The organism is Halobacterium yunchengense (genome assembly GCF_037031165.1).
Classification (GTDB): domain Archaea; phylum Halobacteriota; class Halobacteria; order Halobacteriales; family Halobacteriaceae; genus Halobacterium; species Halobacterium yunchengense.
In genome coordinates this window covers 215,917-232,283 of record NZ_JAYEZL010000006.1, presented here as the reverse complement: position 1 = coordinate 232,283, position 16,367 = coordinate 215,917, and the positions used below count along the sequence as shown (strand labels likewise).

Here is a 16,367-nt window from a genome sequence, read left to right as displayed (position 1 = left end):
CCGAACCGAGACGCGCACCGAGCCGCCGAATATAGGTAGCGTGCGCGCGAAGACTGGCCCTAATGAGCGACGCCCCCGGTCCCGACGCTCGCCGCGCCCTCCTCGCGGTCGTCTGCGTGCTCGGCCTCGTCGCCGCGTCGACGGCCGCGCCCGCGCTGTCCAGCCAGGCGCCGCTGGGCGGCCTCGACCAGCCGCCGGCGCCCAGCGAGGTCCCGTCGTTCGCGCGGAACCTCGCGGACCTCCAGTCGCTGCTCGGCCAGCCCGACGCGCAGTCCCGCGTCGACGGCGCGTCCGCGCTCGGCGCGCTCTCCCCGGGACAGTCCGCGAGCGTCGGCGGCGCGCTGTCCGCCGAACAGCAGCGGGACGCGGCGACGCCGCACTTCGTCGCGGAGGCCGCCGGCGACCGGTACTGGCGCACTGACGCCTACACGACGTACACCGGCTCGGGCTGGACGCAGGAGCCCGTGAACCGCGTGCAGGCCCCGCGCCCTATCGACACCCGGGAGGCCTCCTGGAGCGAGGTGACCCTGCGGCGGCCGGCCTCGAAGCTCCCGACGCCGTGGCGGCCCGTCGACATCGACCAGGACTGCGGCGACGCGATCCCGTGCAGCCAGGAGTACGACCTCACCGCGGCGTCGGGCATCGAGGCGACGCCGCCCCTGGAGGCGGGCGCGACCTACCGCGTGCAGAGCGTCTCGCCGCCCGCCGACGCCGCGACCCTCTCGGACTCGCGGGTGGCGGGCTCGGTCACCGACACCGAGTACTCGACCGTGCAGACGACCGACCGCGTCCGGGAGACGGCCGAGCGCGTCGTCGGCGACGCCGAGAACCGCTACGAGGCCGCCGAGCGCGTCGAAGCCTACCTCGAGTCCGAGAAGAACTACTCGCTGACGGACGTCCCCGAGCCCGGGTCGAACGTCGCCGACGAGTTCCTCTTCGAGCAGTCCGCGGGCTACTGCGAGTACTTCGCGACGACGATGGCAGTGATGCTCCGCTCGCAGGACGTGCCCGCGCGGTACGTCGTGGGGTACGCCGGCGGCGAGTACGTCGGCGACGGCGACTACCTCGTGCGGGGCGCGGACGCCCACGCGTGGGTGGAGGTGTACTTCGAGGACGTCGGCTGGGTGCGCTTCGACCCGACGCCGAGCGACGAGCGCTCGGACGCACGCGACGCGCTGCACAGCGAGGACCCGGACTTCCGCGTCGCGCTGAACCGGACCGCGGTCCCCGGCGAGCGCGTCACCGCGAACGTGACCGCCGCTGGCGTGCCGGCCAGCGACGTCGCGCTCGTCGTGAACGGCGACCGCGTCGGCCGGACCGACGAGCGCGGCCAGGTCGAGTTCGTCGTCCCGTACGCGGAGGAACTGCGCGTCTCCGTGGACACGACCGTGAACCTCACCGACGCCGGTTCGGCGGTCGCGACGCCGACCGCGGCGAGCGCGCCGTCGAGCATGCCGTCGAGCGTGCTGTCGAGCGGCTCGACCGCGGACGCCGCGTTCAGCGTCGGCGAGCCGTCGTTCGGCGGGCAGTCGGCCACCGGAGCCGCGACGACGCAGGCGGACGGCGAGGACAACGAGACGGTCCAGCGCATCGACGTCTCCTCGGACGTCCAGTTCGCCTTCGAGGGGGACGCCGAACCGGGCGCACGGCGCACGCTCGAGGCGCGCGTCGCGGGCAAGCCGTTCGCGGGAGCGACGGTGTCCGTCGAGGGCGTCGAACAGGGCGTCACCGGCGAGGACGGCCGCGTCACCGTCGAGATTCCGGCGGACGCCAGCGGCGTGGTCGCGGTGACCGCGAGCCGCGGCGAGCTCAGCGAGACCGCGACCTACCCAGTGGAGGCGCTGTCCGTCTCGGTGTCGCCGTCACTGGTCGCGCCGCTGCCGGGGGCCGAGGCGACAGCGCGCGTGACCGCTGGCGGCGAGGCGGTCGCGGACGCGCCCGTGACCGTGGCGGGCGAGCGCGTCGGCGCGACCGACGAGGGCGGCCGCGTCGGCTTCGAGATCCCGTGGACGCGCGCGCCGGCGGTCGCGGCGTCGGCCAGCGGCAAGCACGCGACCGCGTACGTCGACGGGGTGCTCCCGTCCGCGGCGCTGGCGGCGCTGCTCGCGGCGGGCGCGCTGGCCGCCGTCACGGTCGCGGCGAGCCGCCGCGGCGTCACGCTCGCGCTCGTCCTCGCGGTGGCCGGCGAGGCCGCCAGACGGGCGGTCTCCGCAGCGGTCGGCGCCCTCGTCGGCCTCGCGGACGCCGTCGACGAGCTCGCCGCGGAGTTCCGCGAGGCCGCGCGGGACGGCTGGCGCGGCGTGCTCGCGTGGCTCGCGTCGCTGCCCGGGCGGGTCAGCCTGCCGGACGTCCGCGCCTGGGCGGCGTCGGTCGTCGCCGCCGCGCGCGCCGCCACGAACGAGGACCAGACGGCGGGACAGCCGCCGGCCGCGGACGCCGGCGCGGACGCCGGGGCCGGCAGCCTGCAGGCCGTCTGGCGGCGGTTCGTGGGCGTCGTGGGCGTCGAGCGCTGGGAGACGAAGACGCCCGGCGAGGTCGCCCGCGAGGCGGTCCGTCGCGGCTTCCCGCGGCGGCCGGTGTACGCGGTGACGGGCGCGTTCCGGGACGCCGCGTACGGCGGCCGCCCGGCCGCCAGCGGGCTGGAGCGCGCCAGCGACGCCCTCGACGCGCTCCGCGGCGGCGCGGACGGTGTGGACGGAGCGGACGTCTCGGACGGCGCGGACGGCGCGGGCGGAACTGACGGCGCGAGCGACGCGGCGGACGCGGACGACGAGCGAGGTGGTGGGGCGTGACGGCCGCGCTCCGCACCGTGCTCGCGGCGGTCGGCGTCGCCGCGGTCGCGGTCGCGGTCGGCGTGGCCGTCGGCGTCGCGCCGTCGTCGGTCGTCGGCGCCGCGGACGCCGTGGACGCGACGCTCGCGACCGGGCTGCTGGGAGCGGGACTGCTCGGCTACGCGCTCCGGAAGCGCCGCAGGTCGCCGCCGGCGAGCGACCGACCCCTGGTCGACGTCCGGTCCGACGACGGCCCGGACGCCCCCGGGCGGGCCGTCGACGACGCGGTCGACCTCGTCCGCGAGTACGGGACCACGGGCACGCGGGACGCTCGCGGCGAAGTGCGCGCCGCAGTCAGGGAGACCGCGGTGCGCGCGTACGCCAGCCGCGCGGACGTCGACGAGGACGACGCGGCGGCGGCCGTCGCGGCCGGCGAGTGGACGGACGACCGCGTCGCGGCGGCGTTCGTCGGCGACGAGCGCGCGCCCCACTACCCGCTCCGGGAGCGCCTCCGCGGCTGGGTGGTCCCCGAGCGAGCGTTCGAGCGGCGCGCCGAGCGCGCCGCCGCGGCCGTCCACGCGCTCGCCACCGACGGGGCGTCGCGCGCCGGCGGGCGGCGGAGACGCCCGACGTGGACGCGCGCGGAGGGGTCGCGGTGACCGGCCAGTCGCGGTTCACCGGCGGCCTCCTGGCGACGCTCGCGCTCGCCGGTGCCGGCGTCGCCAGCGGCCGGCCGACGCTGCTGGTCGCCGCCGCCGTCCCGCTCGCGTTCGTGCTGTACGGCGCGCTCTCCGCGCCCCGCGGCGGCGAGTCCCTGGTCGCGGCGCGGTCGCTGTCGACGGACGACCCGATGCCCGGCGACCGCGTGCGCGTGACCCTCACCGTCGAGAACCGCGGCGACAGCGCGCTCCCGGACGTCCGGGTCGCCGACGGCGTGCCCGCCGGGCTCCGCGTCGTCGAGGGGACGCCCGACGCCGCGCTCGCGCTGCCCGCGGGCGGGTCCGCGACCGTCGAGTACGCGGTGGTCGCCGACCGGGGGACGTTCCCGTTCGATGCGGTGACGGTCCGGCTCCGCGGCACGAGCGGCGGCGACGCGCGCACACTGGACGTGTCGGCGGCGGGCGCGGACCGCCTCGACTGCCGCGTGACCGTCGCGGGCGTGCCGCTGCGCCAGCAGACCACCACGCACGCCGGCACGCTCCCGACGGACTCCGGCGGCCCCGGCATCGAGTTCCACTCGACGCGGGACTACCAGCGCGGCGACCCGGCGAGCCGCATCAACTGGCGGCGGTACGCGAAGACCGGCGACCTCTCGACGGTGAACTACCGGGAGCGCCGCGCCGCCGCCGTCGTGCTCGCCGTCGACGCTCGCGACGAGGCCGACGTCGCCGCTCGCGCGGGCACGCCGTCGGGCGCCGCCCTGTCCGCGTACGCGGCCGCGCAGGCGGTCGAGCCGCTGTCGGACGCCGGCCACCAGGTGGGGGTCGCGGTGTTCGGCCTCGACTGGGGCGACGCCACCGAGCCGGCGTGGGTGCCGCCCGGCACGGGGGACGCCCACCACGCGCGCGTCGCCACGCTGCTGGACGCGGCCGTCGCCGGCGGTGCGGGAGCGGCCGCCAGCGACAGCGAGGACGCCGACGTACAGGACACCGCGGCGGAGCCAGCGGCCGCGGAGGGGGGCGAACGGCGCGCGCCCACGCCGACCGCAGACGGCGGCGGCTGGCCGGACGGAGAGGGGCCGACCGACGCCGACGTACAGGACACCGACGACCACGCGCCGACCGACGCCGACGAGCAGGACGACGCCCGCGTCCGGCGGTTCGCGGCGCGCGTCTCCCCGGGGACGCAGGTGGTGGTGTGTTCGCCGGCGCTGGACGCGTTCCCGGCGTCGCTCGCGCGGCGGCTGGCCGCGGACGGCCACCGCGTGACCGCCGTCTGCCCGGACGTCACGGCGACCGACACGCCGGGCGGGACGCTGGCCGCCGCGGAGCGCGCGCTCGCGCTGGACGACCTGCGCGCGGTCGGCTCGCGCGTCGTCGACTGGCCGCCCGAGGAGTCCCTGGCGAGCGCGGTGGCGCGCGCCACGACGGCCGTCAGGGAGGGACAGCGATGAGCGCGGCGACCGTCAGGCGGCCGACGCTGCTCTCGGGCGCTGCGCTGGTCGCCGTCGTGGCGTTCGCCGCGAACGACGCCACCGCCGCGTACGGGGGCCTCGCGCTCGTCGCCGCCGTCGGCGGCGGCCTGCTCGCCGTCTCCACGGGGCTGGCGACGCGCGACGAGCCCGCGGCCGTGTTCGCGGCGTCCGTCCTCGCGCCGGCGGGCGGCGCCGCCGTGTTCGCCGCGATGGGGCTCTCGGTCGCCGACTTCCCGCTGCTGGAGGGCGTCCTCGACCCCGTCGTGTTGCTCGGCGTCGCAGCCGGCGGCTTCGGCGCCGCCGCGGCCTTCACGGGCGGCGTCGGCGGCGGCGCGGTCGGCCGCGCGTTCTCCGTCGTCGTCGCGACCACCGTGCTGCCGTTCCTCGCGGCCGTCGCCGCGCTCGTCTCGCAACTGGGCGCCGGGACCGGTCTGCTCGGCCGCGTCCCCGGCGTCGCGCGCCTGCTCGCCGACCTCGTGGTGTCGCCGACCGGCGGCCCCGTCGACGTCGTGGTGTTCGTCGTAGTGATCGCCGCGACGGCGCGCGCGCTCGCGGCCGGCGTCGACGCCGCGCCGCTCGTCGAACTCGCGCCCCGCGAGCACCGCCTCCGGGTCGCGCGCGCGTCCCGGTACGCGGTCGCCGTCTGCCTGTCGGTCTGGCGGCTGGCCGCGCTGTCGTGGACGCTCGTCTTCGTCGGGTTCGTCGCCGGGCTGTCGCGCTCGGTCGTCGAGGGGGTCCCGGACCCCCTGGTCGCGCTCGTCGGCGCGCTGGCGTCCTCCGGACCGGTGCGCGTGCTCGCGCTCGCCGCCATCGCGGCGTCCGTGCTCGTGGTCGTCGCGCTGAAGTCCGCGCGCCTCGTCGCCGGCGACCACCGCGAGAGCCTGCGTCGCGTCGCGCCGACCGCCGCCGGCGGCGTGCTCGCCGTCGCCTTCGGGGTCGCGTTCGCCGACCGCGTCGTCGCGCGAGCGCGCCGCGCGCTCCCCGAGACGGCGCGACCCGCCCTCGACGACGCGGCCGCCGCCTTCGGCGACCCAGTGCTCGCGCTCGCCGGCCTGCTCGCGCCGCTGGCCGGCCTCGCCGCCCTCCTGTTGCTGTTCGCCGGGCTCGGTCGGCTCCGCGCGGTCCCACAGCGCGGCGCGCCCGCGGCCGTCGCCGCCGCAGGCCTCGTGCTCGCCGCGGCCGCCGCCGGCGTCCAGGACGCGCCCCGCGAGTTCGTGTTCGGCCTCGTCGCCGCCGGCATGGTCGCCTGGGACGTCGGCGAGTACGGCGTCGGCCTCGCCGCGGAACTCGACCGCGGCGCGCCCACGACGCGCGCCGAACTCGTGCACGCCGCCGCCGCCGTCGGCGTCGGCGCCCTCGCGTACTACGGCGCGCTGTTCGTCCACGACCTCACCAGGGGCGCCGCGGCGCCGTCCACCGGCGCCGCGCTCGCCGTGCTCGTCGCCGGCGGCGTCGGCCTCGCGGCGCTGGTCGGCGCGCTCGCGGAGTGACCGCGTCCGTCGACCGCGTTAGGCGATCGGTCAGGGTGGCGGCTACGAGACCGCCGGCACCTGCACGCGGTCGAGGACGTCCCGCACGACGTCGGCGGGGTCGACGCCCTCGACGGCGGCTTCGCCGGTGAGGACGAGGCGGTGGACGAGCACGGGGAGGGCGATCTGCTTCACGTCGTCCGGTGCGACGTAGTCGCGCCCGTGGACGACCGCGCGGGCGCGAGCGACCTCGAACAGCCGCTGGGTGCCGCGCGGGCTCACGCCGACGTCCACGCGGTCGTCCTCGCGCGTGGCGCGTCCGACGTCGACCACGTAGTCGCGGACGCCGTCGCTGACCGAGACGGTCTCCGGCACCTGCTGGAGGGCGGCGAGCGCGTCGTCCGGCACGACCTGGGACACCTCCGGGGCGGTGGTGTGGCGGTCGGCTCGCCGGTCGACGAGTTCGCGCTCGCCGGCGCGGTCGGGGTACCCGATGCCGGCCTTCACCGCGAACCGGTCGCGCTGGGCCTCCGGCAGCCGGAACGTCCCCTCCTGCTCGACGGGGTTCTGGGTCGCGATGACGAAGAACGGCTCGGGGAGCTGGTGGCTCTCGCCGTCCACGCTCACCTGCCCCTCCTCCATCGCCTCGAGGAGCGCGGCCTGGGTCTTCGGCGGCGCGCGGTTGATCTCGTCGGCGAGCACCACGTTCGCGAACACTGGACCGGGGTTGAAGTCGAACGACTCGGTGCGGGCGTCGTAGACGTGCGAGCCGGTGATATCCGCGGGGAGGAGGTCGGGCGTGAACTGCACGCGGTTGAACGCGAGGCCGAACGCCGTCGCGATGCTGCGCGCGGTCAGCGTCTTCCCGGTCCCGGGGACGTCCTCGAGGAGGACGTGGCCGCGAGCGAGCGCGCCGGCGAGCACGGTCTCGAGGAACGCGCGGTCGGTGACCACGGCCTCGCTCACCGCGTCGACGACGTCGGTGCACGTCTGGGCGGCTGTGTCGACGTCCATTCACGCGGTGGGACGCCGCGACGCACCTTGTACCTGTCCCCGCTGTGCCCGTCCGCATCGAACGCCTACGCGAGGCGCTTCCGCATCGCGACGTGCGGGATGCCGGCCTCCTCGAACGCCTCGCCCTCGCGCTCGTAGCCGCGGCGGTCGTAGAAGCCCGCCGCCGGCAGCTGGGCGTGCAGGTAGAGCTCGTCGTAGCGCTCGCGGGCGGCGGCCTCGACGGCGTCCATCAGCGCGTCCCCCCAGCCCTCGCCGCGCCGCGACTCGAGGACGGCGACGCGCTCGACCTTCCCGACGCCGTCCGCGTACTCGCGGAGCCGCGCCGCACCCACCGGGTCGCCGTCGTCGTCGTACGCGACGAAGTGGACGGCGTCGGCCTCGTGGTCGTCGACCTCCAGGTCCTCGGGGACGCCCTGCTCGTCGACGAACACGGCGTACCGGACGCCGAGCGCGTCCTCGTAGCGAGCGTCGGTGTCCGCGCGCTCGACTGGCATACGCGACGTGAGCGCGCGGACGCTGAAAACCCCTGCTGTCCGCCGCCGGTGAGGACGCCTACTCCGCGTCGTCGCTGACGCTCGCGGTGAACTCCGACAGCAGCGTCGACAGCATCGACGCGAACGCCGTGCCGCGGCTCCAGAACGCCGCCTCCTCGCCGTCCTCGCCGATGACGCTCACGAGCACGGCGCCGTCGTCGACCATCACCACGCGCTCGGCGCCGACGTCCGGCATCCCCTCGCCGGCGTCCGCGGCCGGCGGGTGGCGGACCTGGACGCCGCGCGCGCCGACGTCCCGCGCGACGTCGAGGACGTCCGCGTCCTCGCTGAGGACGGTGACGGCGGCGCCCGCGTCGACGGCCGCCGCGAGCGCCTCCCTGATCGGCGCCTCGACGGTCTCGCTCCCGTAGACCGCGCGGTCGTCCGCGGACGCGAGCAGTTCGGCCGCGCGGGACGCGACGTTCTCCCGGCCGCGGACCGTCCAGATGGACTCGCTCTCCTCGCCGGGCTGGCGTTCGGCCTGCACCGTCTCGAGGTAGTCGAAGGCCGCGTCGCTCTCCGAGCGGAGCTGGCGGTACAGCCGCTGTCGCGCCTCGCCGGCGTCGACGGGCCGGTACCGCGTGGGGTTCGACTGCTCGACGTCGACGAGCCCGCGCGCCTCGAGGTCGTCGGCGGCGCCGTACACCTGCGAGCGCGGCACGTCCGCGACCTCCGCGACCTCGCTGGCGGTGCCGGTGCCGAGCTTCTGGAGCGCGACGAACACCCGGGCCTCGTACGTCGTGAGGCCGAGGCGCTTCAGCGCCGCGACGGCCTCCTCGTCGTTCATTCGTCCCCCGGGCGGTCGCGCGCCCACTCCCCGACGACGCGTTCGTACTGCTCGGCGGAGAGCTCGCCGCCCTCGAACGCCGCGCTCGCCGCCGCGAGGTCGTCGTCGGTCACCTCGGCCTGCGCGAACACGCGCTCGAAGATGTCCGCGACGACCCTCGCCGCGTCGTCGCCGCCGACGGCAGCCTCGTCGCCCGCCGCGAGCACGCGCCCGTCTACGGTGACGTCGCTGCCGTCCGGCGCCGTCTCCGAGACCGCCACCTCGTATGTCGCGGTCGCCGGCTCGCCGTTCAGCCGCCACGCGACGTAGACGGTGTCGCCGGCGAGGACGGCGTCGACCGGCTCCGGGGACGCGTCGAGGTCCGCGACGGTGCCGCCGCGGACGGTCTCCGAGACCACGACGCGGCCGTCGCGCGCCGGCACCTCGACAGTCGCGGCGAGCCTGCCGCCCGGCTCGACGAGGTCGCGGTCGAGCGTCCGCGCCGCCTCCGGCGGCGGACTCCGTGCCGTACCGGCCGCCGCGGCGCCGACAGCGGCAGCCGCGCCGGCCGCGTCGTCGGTGTCCGTGGCGCCGTCCGCGCCCGCACCGCCGGCCGTGTCGGCGTCCGCGCCGGCCGCGCCCGTGCCGTCGCTGGCGTCCGCATCGCCGCTCGCCGTGGTGTCACCGTCCGACGGCTCGCCGCCGGCGTCCGCGGTCTCGACTGCGGCAGTCCCGTCGGCGTCGGCGTCGCTGCCGGGCGCCGCCGCGGAGTCGCCGCCCGCGTCAGGCAGGTCGCCGGCGTCGTCCTCGAAGGACGCCCAGTCCGGGCCGAGGTACCGCGTCCACACGACGAGCAGCGTCGGCAGCACCAGCACCGCCGCGAGGAACGCGTAGATGATGGTGAGGCCGGTGATGATGCCGAACTGCTGGAGCGGCGGCAGGATGGCGAACACGAGCACGCCGAACCCGCCGACCGTGGTCGCCGCGCTCCCGAGGAGCGCGCCGCCCGTGCCCGTGACGGCGGTCCGCATCGCCGGCCAGACGCCGCCCTGGCGCTCCAGTTCCTGCATGTACCGCTCGCTGAGGTGGATGCTGTACGCCACCCCGAGGCCCACCGTGAGGCTCGTGATCATCCCCGTCAGGATGTTGAACGGGATGTCCGCGAGGTACATCGTGCCGAGGATCCACGACACGCTGAACACCACGGGCAACAGGGTCACCGCGCCCAGCGTCGCGCTCCCGTCGGTGAGCCGGTAGGTCAGCATCAGGAACACGAACACGGCGACGAGCGTGACGAGCAGGCTCTCGACGACCGTCTCCAGCAGCTGGTCCTGGACGATCTTGAACAGGACGGACTGGCCGGTCGCGGTCGCCTCGACGCCGCCGCCGCTCGTCGCGTCGGCGACCGCGCGCATCTGCTCGGTGACGTCCCCGCCGGACGCGCCGCCGGACACGGAGACGACCAGCCGCACCGCCTCGTACTCGCCGCCGTCGGTCCGGTGGACGTACGAGCCGGCCTGCTCGGGCGCGGTCTCGTAGAACGCGTCGTAGACCGCCTCGACGTCCCGGTCGGGGACGCCGTCGCCGTCCGTGTCCGCCGCGTGGAACGTCGCGTTGAACGTCTCGTTGGTCGCCGCGGCGCCGCGCATCGCGGACAGCGGCCCCTGGATGGCGGGCTCGCCGTTCGGCAGGATCTTCGTCACGTCCTGCTCGGCGGACGCGTCCCTGGCCGCCTGCACGCGCTCCAGCGCGTCGTCCCCGACGACGTCGCCCTCGAGCAGGATCTGAGCCTGCGAGTCCTCGCGCACGAACCGGTCGTTGACGTACTCGAGGTTCTCCTTGGCCGTGTACTCGCCGGGCGCGAACGGCTCCGGGAGCTCGGTCATCCACTCCTCGGGGTCCTCCGCCAGGAAGTCCTCCTGCGCGAAGGACGTGTCCACCTGGGTCGCGCCGTACGCGCCCGAGGCGGTGACCAGCAGCGTCAACACGAGCACGACGGCGGGCGCCTTCCGCGCGGCCGTCGAGCCGACCGACAGCACCTGGCTGAACCGGCCGCCGCCGGTGCCGAACGCGCGCTTCCGGCGGTCCCAGCCGCGCGCCTCCAGGAACCCGTCGATCTCGACTTTCAGCGCTGGCACCAGCACGCCGAACACCAGCAGGGCGGCCGTGATGCCGACGCTGGAGACGACGCCGAACTCCCGGATTGGCGGCACGGGGCTCGTGAGGTTCGAGAGGAACCCGATGACGGTGGTCGCGGTCACCCAGACGAGCGCGACGCCGACGCCGGCGAGCGCCACCCGCATCGACCCCCGGGGGCCGTCGGGCGCGCCGCCGTCGGTCGCGGCCCGCCCGACGCGCTCCTCGCGGTGCCGCATGAAGATGTGGATGGCGTAGTCGATGCTGAGGCCGATGAGGAGCACGGGCACCGCGATGAAGATCTGGTTGAACGCGATGTCCGCCCACCCCATGAAGCCGAACGTCCACGTCAGCACCGCGCCGATGCCGAACAGCCCGAGGAGGATGTCGAGGACGTCCCGGTACGCGACCGCCAGCGCCACCAGCACGAAGAGGACGGCGAGCGGCCCGACGATGAGGAGGCTGTCGGTCATCGAGGAGTTGATCTCGTCGGTGATGAGGCCGCCGCCGAACACGAGGTAGTCCTGGTCGCGGTCCTCGCCGAGGTCCTGCATCGCGAGCTGGGCGTCGACGATGCGGTCGCTGGTGACCTGGCCGCCGGCGGGGACCTCCTCGTCGGCCTGCTGGGTGACGACGAGCATCGTCGCCTCGGCGGTCGTCGACCCGGGCTCGTAGCCCGAGGGCATCAGGCCGAACACGGACTGGCCGGCGCCGCCGGTCCCGTCCTCGGCGAGGACGGCCGCGACGACGGACTCGACCTCGGAGTCGTTCAGCGACTCCAGGTGGGCGAGCTGGTCGGCCAGCGAGGCGTCGCTGGCGTTCTCGACGACGGCGCGCTGCTCGCGGACGTCCTCGCCGAGCGCCCGGAGGTCGTCGGCGCGCTCGTCGAGGGCCTCGCTGCGCTCGGCGAGCGCGTCGTACTCGTCGGCGAGCACGCCACGCGTGCCGAGGCGGTAGGCGGCCTCCGCGTCGGACTCGCTGTCGGCGGCCCGGAGGTCGTCGGCCGCGCGCTGGAACGTCGCGGAGTGGTCGTCGCCGAGTTCGACGGTGGCGTTCGCGCGGACGCGCTCGAACGCCGCGTCGACGCTCGCGTCCGGGTTCTCGCGGAGGTAGGTGAGTTCGCCGCGCAGCAGGTCGGCGGTCTCGTTCAGCGCCGCGGACCGCTGTTCGAGGGCCCGCCGCTCGCTCCGCAGGGTCGCGTTCAGCTCCTCGAACTCCGCGGCGAGCGCCCGGAGCTCGCGGCTCTCCTCGCGCTGGATGGACGCCGTCGCGACGACGTTCGCGATGCCGGTGACGGCGTCCTCGTCGGCGAGCGTCCGTTCGACGGTCTCGTTGTCGTAGAGCGCGCGCTCGTACTCGAGAGTGTTCACGAGCGCGTCCTTCGAGAGGACGTTGTCACCGCGGACGACGACCTGCGCGGTCGTGGTGTTCTCGTCGCCGGCCCGGAAGTTCCGCTCGATGTAGTCGAGCTTCTCGGACTCGGGGCTCTCGGACTGGAACTGGTCCAGCGACGACGACTGGCCGACCATCGGCGCGCCCGCGCCGACCACCACGGTCAGGACGAGCATCACCGCGATGGCGGCCTTGCTGTGCCTGGTCACGAACGCGGCGACGTCGCCGATGCGGCTCACGGCAGCCACCCCGCGTTCGGCGCGGACGGCGACGCGCGCCGGAGGGTTGTTGGTAGGAACATACTGACAGTCTTCTCTGCCGGAGTGTTATCGACAGCGCACATAAACGCAGCGATAGGAGCGCGCACTGCGGGAACGCCGACGGGGCCGTCCGCTTCGCGACCCAGCCACCCCCCTACCACTCCGCGACCCAGCCACCGCTCCCTACCACTCCGCGACCCAGCCACCGCTCCCTACCACTCCGCGACCCAGCCACCGCTCCCTACCACTCCGCGACGCTGCCGTCGTCGCGGCGCCACACCGGGTTCCGCCAGTCCGGGTCCTCGGCGGCGCGGAGCGCGTCCTCGTCGACCTCCACGCCCAGACCCGGGCCGTCCGGGACCGACACGTGGCCGTCCTCGTAGTCGAACACCGACGGGTCCGCGAGGTAGTCGCGGACGTCCCGGGTCTCGTTGTAGTGGATGTCGAGGCTCTGCTCCTGGACGAGCGCGTTCGGCGCGACGGCGTCCACCTGCAGGCAGGCCGCCAGCGCCACCGGCCCGAGCGGACAGTGCGGCGCCAGCGCCACGTCGTAGGCCGCCGCCATCGCCGCGATCTTCCGCACCTCCGTGATGCCGCCGGCGTGCGAGACGTCCGGCTGGACGACGTCGACGCACCCCTGCTCGAGCACCTCCTTGAAGTCCCACCGCGAGTACATGCGCTCGCCCGTCGCCAGCGGCGTCGACGTCCGCGCCGCGACCGCCGGCAGCGCGTCGTTGTGCTCCGGCAGCACCGGCTCCTCGACGAAGAACGGCTCGTACGGCGCCAGCGCCTCGACCAGGCGCTCCGCCATCGACTTCGACGCGCGCCCGTGGAAGTCCACGGCCACGTCCACGTCGTCGCCGACCGCCTCGCGGACCGCCGCCAGCCGGTCGGCCGCCTCGGCGACCGCCGCCGGCGTGTCGACGCGCCGCAGCTCCGCCGTCGCGTTCATCTTCAGCGCCGTGAACCCGGCGTCGACCTTCTCCCGGGCGGCGTCGACGACGTCGCCCGGCCGGTCGCCGCCGACCCACTGGTAGACGCGGACCGAGTCGCGGACGGCGCCGCCGAGCAGCTCGTGGACGGGCGCGCCGAACTGCTTGCCCTTGACGTCCCAGAGCGCCTGGTCGACGCCCGCGATGGCCGACAGCAGGACGGGGCCGCCGCGGTAGAACCCGCCGCGGTGCATCGCCTGCCAGTGGTCCTCGATCCGACCCGGGTCCGCCCCGAGCAGGTGGTGCTCGAACAGCTCCTCGACCGCCGTCTCGACCGTCCGCGCGCGCCCCTCGAGCACCGGCTCCCCCCAGCCGACGGTCCCGTCGCTCGTGGTGACCTTCAGGAACAGCCACCGCGGCGGCGCGTGGAACAGCTCGTAGTCGGTGATGCGCATCGCCACCTACGAGGGCGCGCGCCGCCGATAGTGGTTCCGGTCACGCCAGGTCGTCGACGTACTCGTAGTCCGCCGGGTACGCCGTCGGCGCCGCGTCGTCGATCGTGACGCCCCAGCCGTCCAGCGCGTCCGGGTCCTCCAGGGCCGCCCGCAGCGTCGCGCGCACGTCCTCGACGTCCACGCCGTAGAAGTCCCCGGGGACGCCGTCGAGGTACTGCAGCGCCGTCCGGAAGAGGCTGCGCATCCCGTCGTCGTCCTCGAAGTCGTAGTGCTTGTACGCGCCCGCCGCCACCTGCACCATCCCGTGCAGGAACGCCGACTCCGTCGTCCCGCTGCCGTAGTTGTACCACTCGGCCTCGAAGCAGTCGTGGCTCGCGTGGAACTCCCCGCTGTTGTACAGGCGGACGCCGTGCTCGGTCGCGCGCCGCAGCGTCGCGTGCTCCCACACCCGCCGGTCCGCGTGCCAGCCGGTCGGGTTCCCGAGCGGCGGCGCGACGCTCGGGTCGCGGGTGTGGTCGTCCATCACCGGCACCTTCGGCCTCCCCGGTCGTAACGTCGTCGGTCGGCCGCGCGTCCGCCGCTCGCTCGCGGCCGCGGCACCCGTCCTCCGCAACGGCAACCCCTTTGAAGCCGCGAGCGCTACGGGAGCGTGATGCGAGTCGAACAGCTGGGTGACGGCGACCCGGAGGTCGCAGTCGTCGGCGGCGTGCACGGCGACGAGCCCTGCGGCGCGCGGGCCGTCGAACGCCTCCTCGACGCGGACCCCGACGTCCTCCGGCCCGTCAAGCTGGTCGTCGCGAACGAGCTCGCCCTCGAGCGCGGCGTCCGGTACGTCGACGCCGACCTCAACCGCTCCATCGGCGAGGACGTCCCCGAGGGCGCCCACGAGCGCGCGCTCTCCCGGCGCCTCGCCGACGAGATCCAGGGCTGTACGGTGCTGTCGCTGCACTCCACGCAGTCCCACGCCGACCCGTTCGCCATCACCGCGGGCCTGGACGGCGGCGTCGCGGACGTCGTGCGCGCGCTCCCCGTCGCCGCCCTCGTCGACACCCGGGGGTTCGGCGAGGGCCGGCTGTTCGCGTCGGACGCCGACATCGTCGAGGCCGAGGCCGGCCTCCAGGGCACCGAGACCGCCGCCGAGAACGCCTCGCGGCTCGTCCGCGAGTTCCTCACCGTCGTCGGCGCGCTCCCCGGCGACCCCGTCGCGCGCGAGGTCCCGGTCTTCGAGATGGGCGAGGCCATCCCGAAGCCGCCCGCCGACGAGTACGAGGTGTTCGTGGAGAACTTCGAGCGCGTCGACGCCGGCGAGACGTTCGCCGCCGCGGACGGCGACCCCCTGGTCGCCGACGACCCCTTCTACCCCGTGCTCCTCTCGCCGTACGGCTACCCCGGCCAGTTCGGCTACCGCGGCGACCGGCTCGGCGTCCTCGGCGACGCGGAAGCGGTGCGGTAGGCGCGCCGAGAGCTCGTACCAAGGCGTGGCGCTGTGAGCGGTCGCGTCGCCGCCCGTCACTCCTCGCCGGCCGCGAACTCCACGAGCGTCAACTCGCGGTCGAGCGCGCAGTGGTCGTGGGGCGGGTCGCCGACGACCTCCCGGATCTGGTACTCCTCCTCGAAGTCCGCGCCCAGCGGCTCGCAGAACTCGTGGCTCGGGCACTCCGTGTGCGGGCACGGCCCCGCGAGCTTGCCCTTGCTGCCGGCGTACGCGCCCTTCGAGGGGACGTTCGCCGTCACGGCCGCGGGTTCGACGTCCACCGCGACGACGCCCTCGTCGTGGACCGCGCAGTCCAGTACCTGGCCGCCCTCGCGGACGTCGGTCACCTCGTAGCGGACGCCCTCCGCGAGGTTCAGGCACTGCTGGCGGTACGGACACCCCTCGCAGGCCGACGACTCGCCCCGGTAGACGAACTCGGTGCCCGGTTCGGCGAGCCGCGAACCGAGCAGCGTGATTCCCATGGCCGGGCGTTCGGCGCGGACGCGGTTAAGCGTCCCGACGCCTCGGCTCGCCGCGGTCACCCCCCGGTCAGGTCGTCGAGTTCGTCGAGGTAGTCCTCGCGGGGGAGCTGGTAGGCGCCGCGGTAGTCGACCTCGCCGGCCGCGAACCGCTCGGCGAGGTCGACGGCGCCCGCCTCGGCGGCGTCCCGGGTGTCGAAGTGGGCGTCCGCGCTCCGCACGCGGACCTCGGGCTCGAGGCGGAGGGAGACGAACCAGCCCGAGGGCGTCGAGCCCGGGCGGCGCTTGCGCTCGCTGGGCGGACGCCGGGTGACGCGGATGGTCGGCAGGCAGGCGGCGTCGAACTGCCGGGTGTCGAAGACGTCCGGCCGGTAGACGAGGATGGTGCCGCTCTCGTCGTCGTTCCACACCTGCCAGCCCTCGGGGAGGCCGTCGCGCGCGGTCATCGTCGGAGGGTACGGCGCGGCGACGTAAGGCCTGCCGGTTCGCGGCGCCGCTGTGTCCCCCACCGGTCTGCAAGTGAAAGTGGAACGCCGACCGCCGCACGCACGA

Annotated in this window: 13 protein-coding genes; 5 read left to right on the top strand and 8 right to left on the bottom strand. The window is 75.5% G+C overall.

The features are described 5' to 3' along the window. Positions 1-62 precede the first annotated feature (62 nt). The 4 genes from U5911_RS15470 to U5911_RS15455 are packed head-to-tail and all read left to right on the top strand — an operon-like array spanning position 63 to position 6,395. Positions 63-2,792, top strand: a complete 2,730-nt coding sequence (locus tag U5911_RS15470; RefSeq protein ID WP_336037956.1) for a transglutaminase domain-containing protein — start codon at positions 63-65, stop codon at positions 2,790-2,792. Further along, complete coding sequence (locus tag U5911_RS15465) at positions 2,789-3,430, top strand: DUF7269 family protein (RefSeq protein WP_336037955.1); 642 nt, start codon at positions 2,789-2,791, stop codon at positions 3,428-3,430. Before U5911_RS15470 ends, U5911_RS15465 begins: the two co-directional genes overlap by 4 nt. After that, complete coding sequence (locus U5911_RS15460) at positions 3,427-4,884, top strand: DUF58 domain-containing protein (protein ID WP_336037954.1); 1,458 nt, start codon at positions 3,427-3,429, stop codon at positions 4,882-4,884. The genes U5911_RS15465 and U5911_RS15460 overlap by 4 nt, the downstream gene beginning before the upstream one ends. Beyond that, entirely contained in the window at positions 4,881-6,395 is a 1,515-nt protein-coding gene (locus tag U5911_RS15455; RefSeq protein ID WP_336037953.1) for a DUF7519 family protein, read from the top strand. The genes U5911_RS15460 and U5911_RS15455 overlap by 4 nt, the downstream gene beginning before the upstream one ends. A gap of 42 nt (positions 6,396-6,437) precedes the next feature. Here the strand turns inward: U5911_RS15455 and U5911_RS15450 are convergent, their stop codons facing one another. The 6 genes from U5911_RS15450 to U5911_RS15425 form a co-directional block, all read right to left on the bottom strand. After that, positions 6,438-7,388, bottom strand: coding sequence for an AAA family ATPase (locus U5911_RS15450; protein WP_336037952.1), 951 nt, complete (start codon positions 7,386-7,388; stop codon positions 6,438-6,440). A gap of 65 nt (positions 7,389-7,453) precedes the next feature. Beyond that, positions 7,454-7,882, bottom strand: a complete 429-nt coding sequence (locus U5911_RS15445) for a GNAT family N-acetyltransferase (RefSeq protein WP_336037951.1) — start codon at positions 7,880-7,882, stop codon at positions 7,454-7,456. Positions 7,883-7,940: 58 nt separating this feature from the next. Beyond that, positions 7,941-8,708 carry a TrmB family transcriptional regulator gene (locus U5911_RS15440; RefSeq protein ID WP_336037950.1) on the bottom strand — a complete coding sequence of 256 codons (768 nt, stop codon included), beginning with the start codon at positions 8,706-8,708 and terminating at the stop codon, positions 7,941-7,943. Next, a complete protein-coding gene (locus tag U5911_RS15435; protein ID WP_336037949.1) occupies positions 8,705-12,454 on the bottom strand; it encodes an MMPL family transporter in 3,750 nt (1,249 codons plus the stop codon). The genes U5911_RS15440 and U5911_RS15435 overlap by 4 nt, the downstream gene beginning before the upstream one ends. Before the next feature lie 262 nt (positions 12,455-12,716). Beyond that, complete coding sequence (gene dgoD / locus U5911_RS15430; protein ID WP_336037948.1) at positions 12,717-13,862, bottom strand: galactonate dehydratase; 1,146 nt, start codon at positions 13,860-13,862, stop codon at positions 12,717-12,719. 40 nt (positions 13,863-13,902) lie between these two features. Further along, positions 13,903-14,385, bottom strand: coding sequence for a DUF309 domain-containing protein (locus U5911_RS15425; protein WP_336037947.1), 483 nt, complete (start codon positions 14,383-14,385; stop codon positions 13,903-13,905). Positions 14,386-14,514: 129 nt separating this feature from the next. Here U5911_RS15425 and U5911_RS15420 point away from each other — a divergent pair, with 129 nt between their 5' ends. Beyond that, the gene (locus tag U5911_RS15420) at positions 14,515-15,315 is read left to right on the top strand and encodes a M14 family metallopeptidase (protein WP_336037946.1); all 801 of its coding nucleotides are present in this window, start codon (positions 14,515-14,517) and stop codon (positions 15,313-15,315) included. Positions 15,316-15,371: 56 nt separating this feature from the next. Here the strand turns inward: U5911_RS15420 and U5911_RS15415 are convergent, their stop codons facing one another. Both U5911_RS15415 and U5911_RS15410 read right to left on the bottom strand, forming a co-directional pair. After that, positions 15,372-15,818, bottom strand: coding sequence for a UPF0179 family protein (locus U5911_RS15415; RefSeq protein WP_336037945.1), 447 nt, complete (start codon positions 15,816-15,818; stop codon positions 15,372-15,374). 56 nt (positions 15,819-15,874) lie between these two features. Further along, positions 15,875-16,261, bottom strand: coding sequence for a DUF5820 family protein (locus U5911_RS15410; protein WP_336037944.1), 387 nt, complete (start codon positions 16,259-16,261; stop codon positions 15,875-15,877). Positions 16,262-16,367 lie beyond the last annotated feature (106 nt).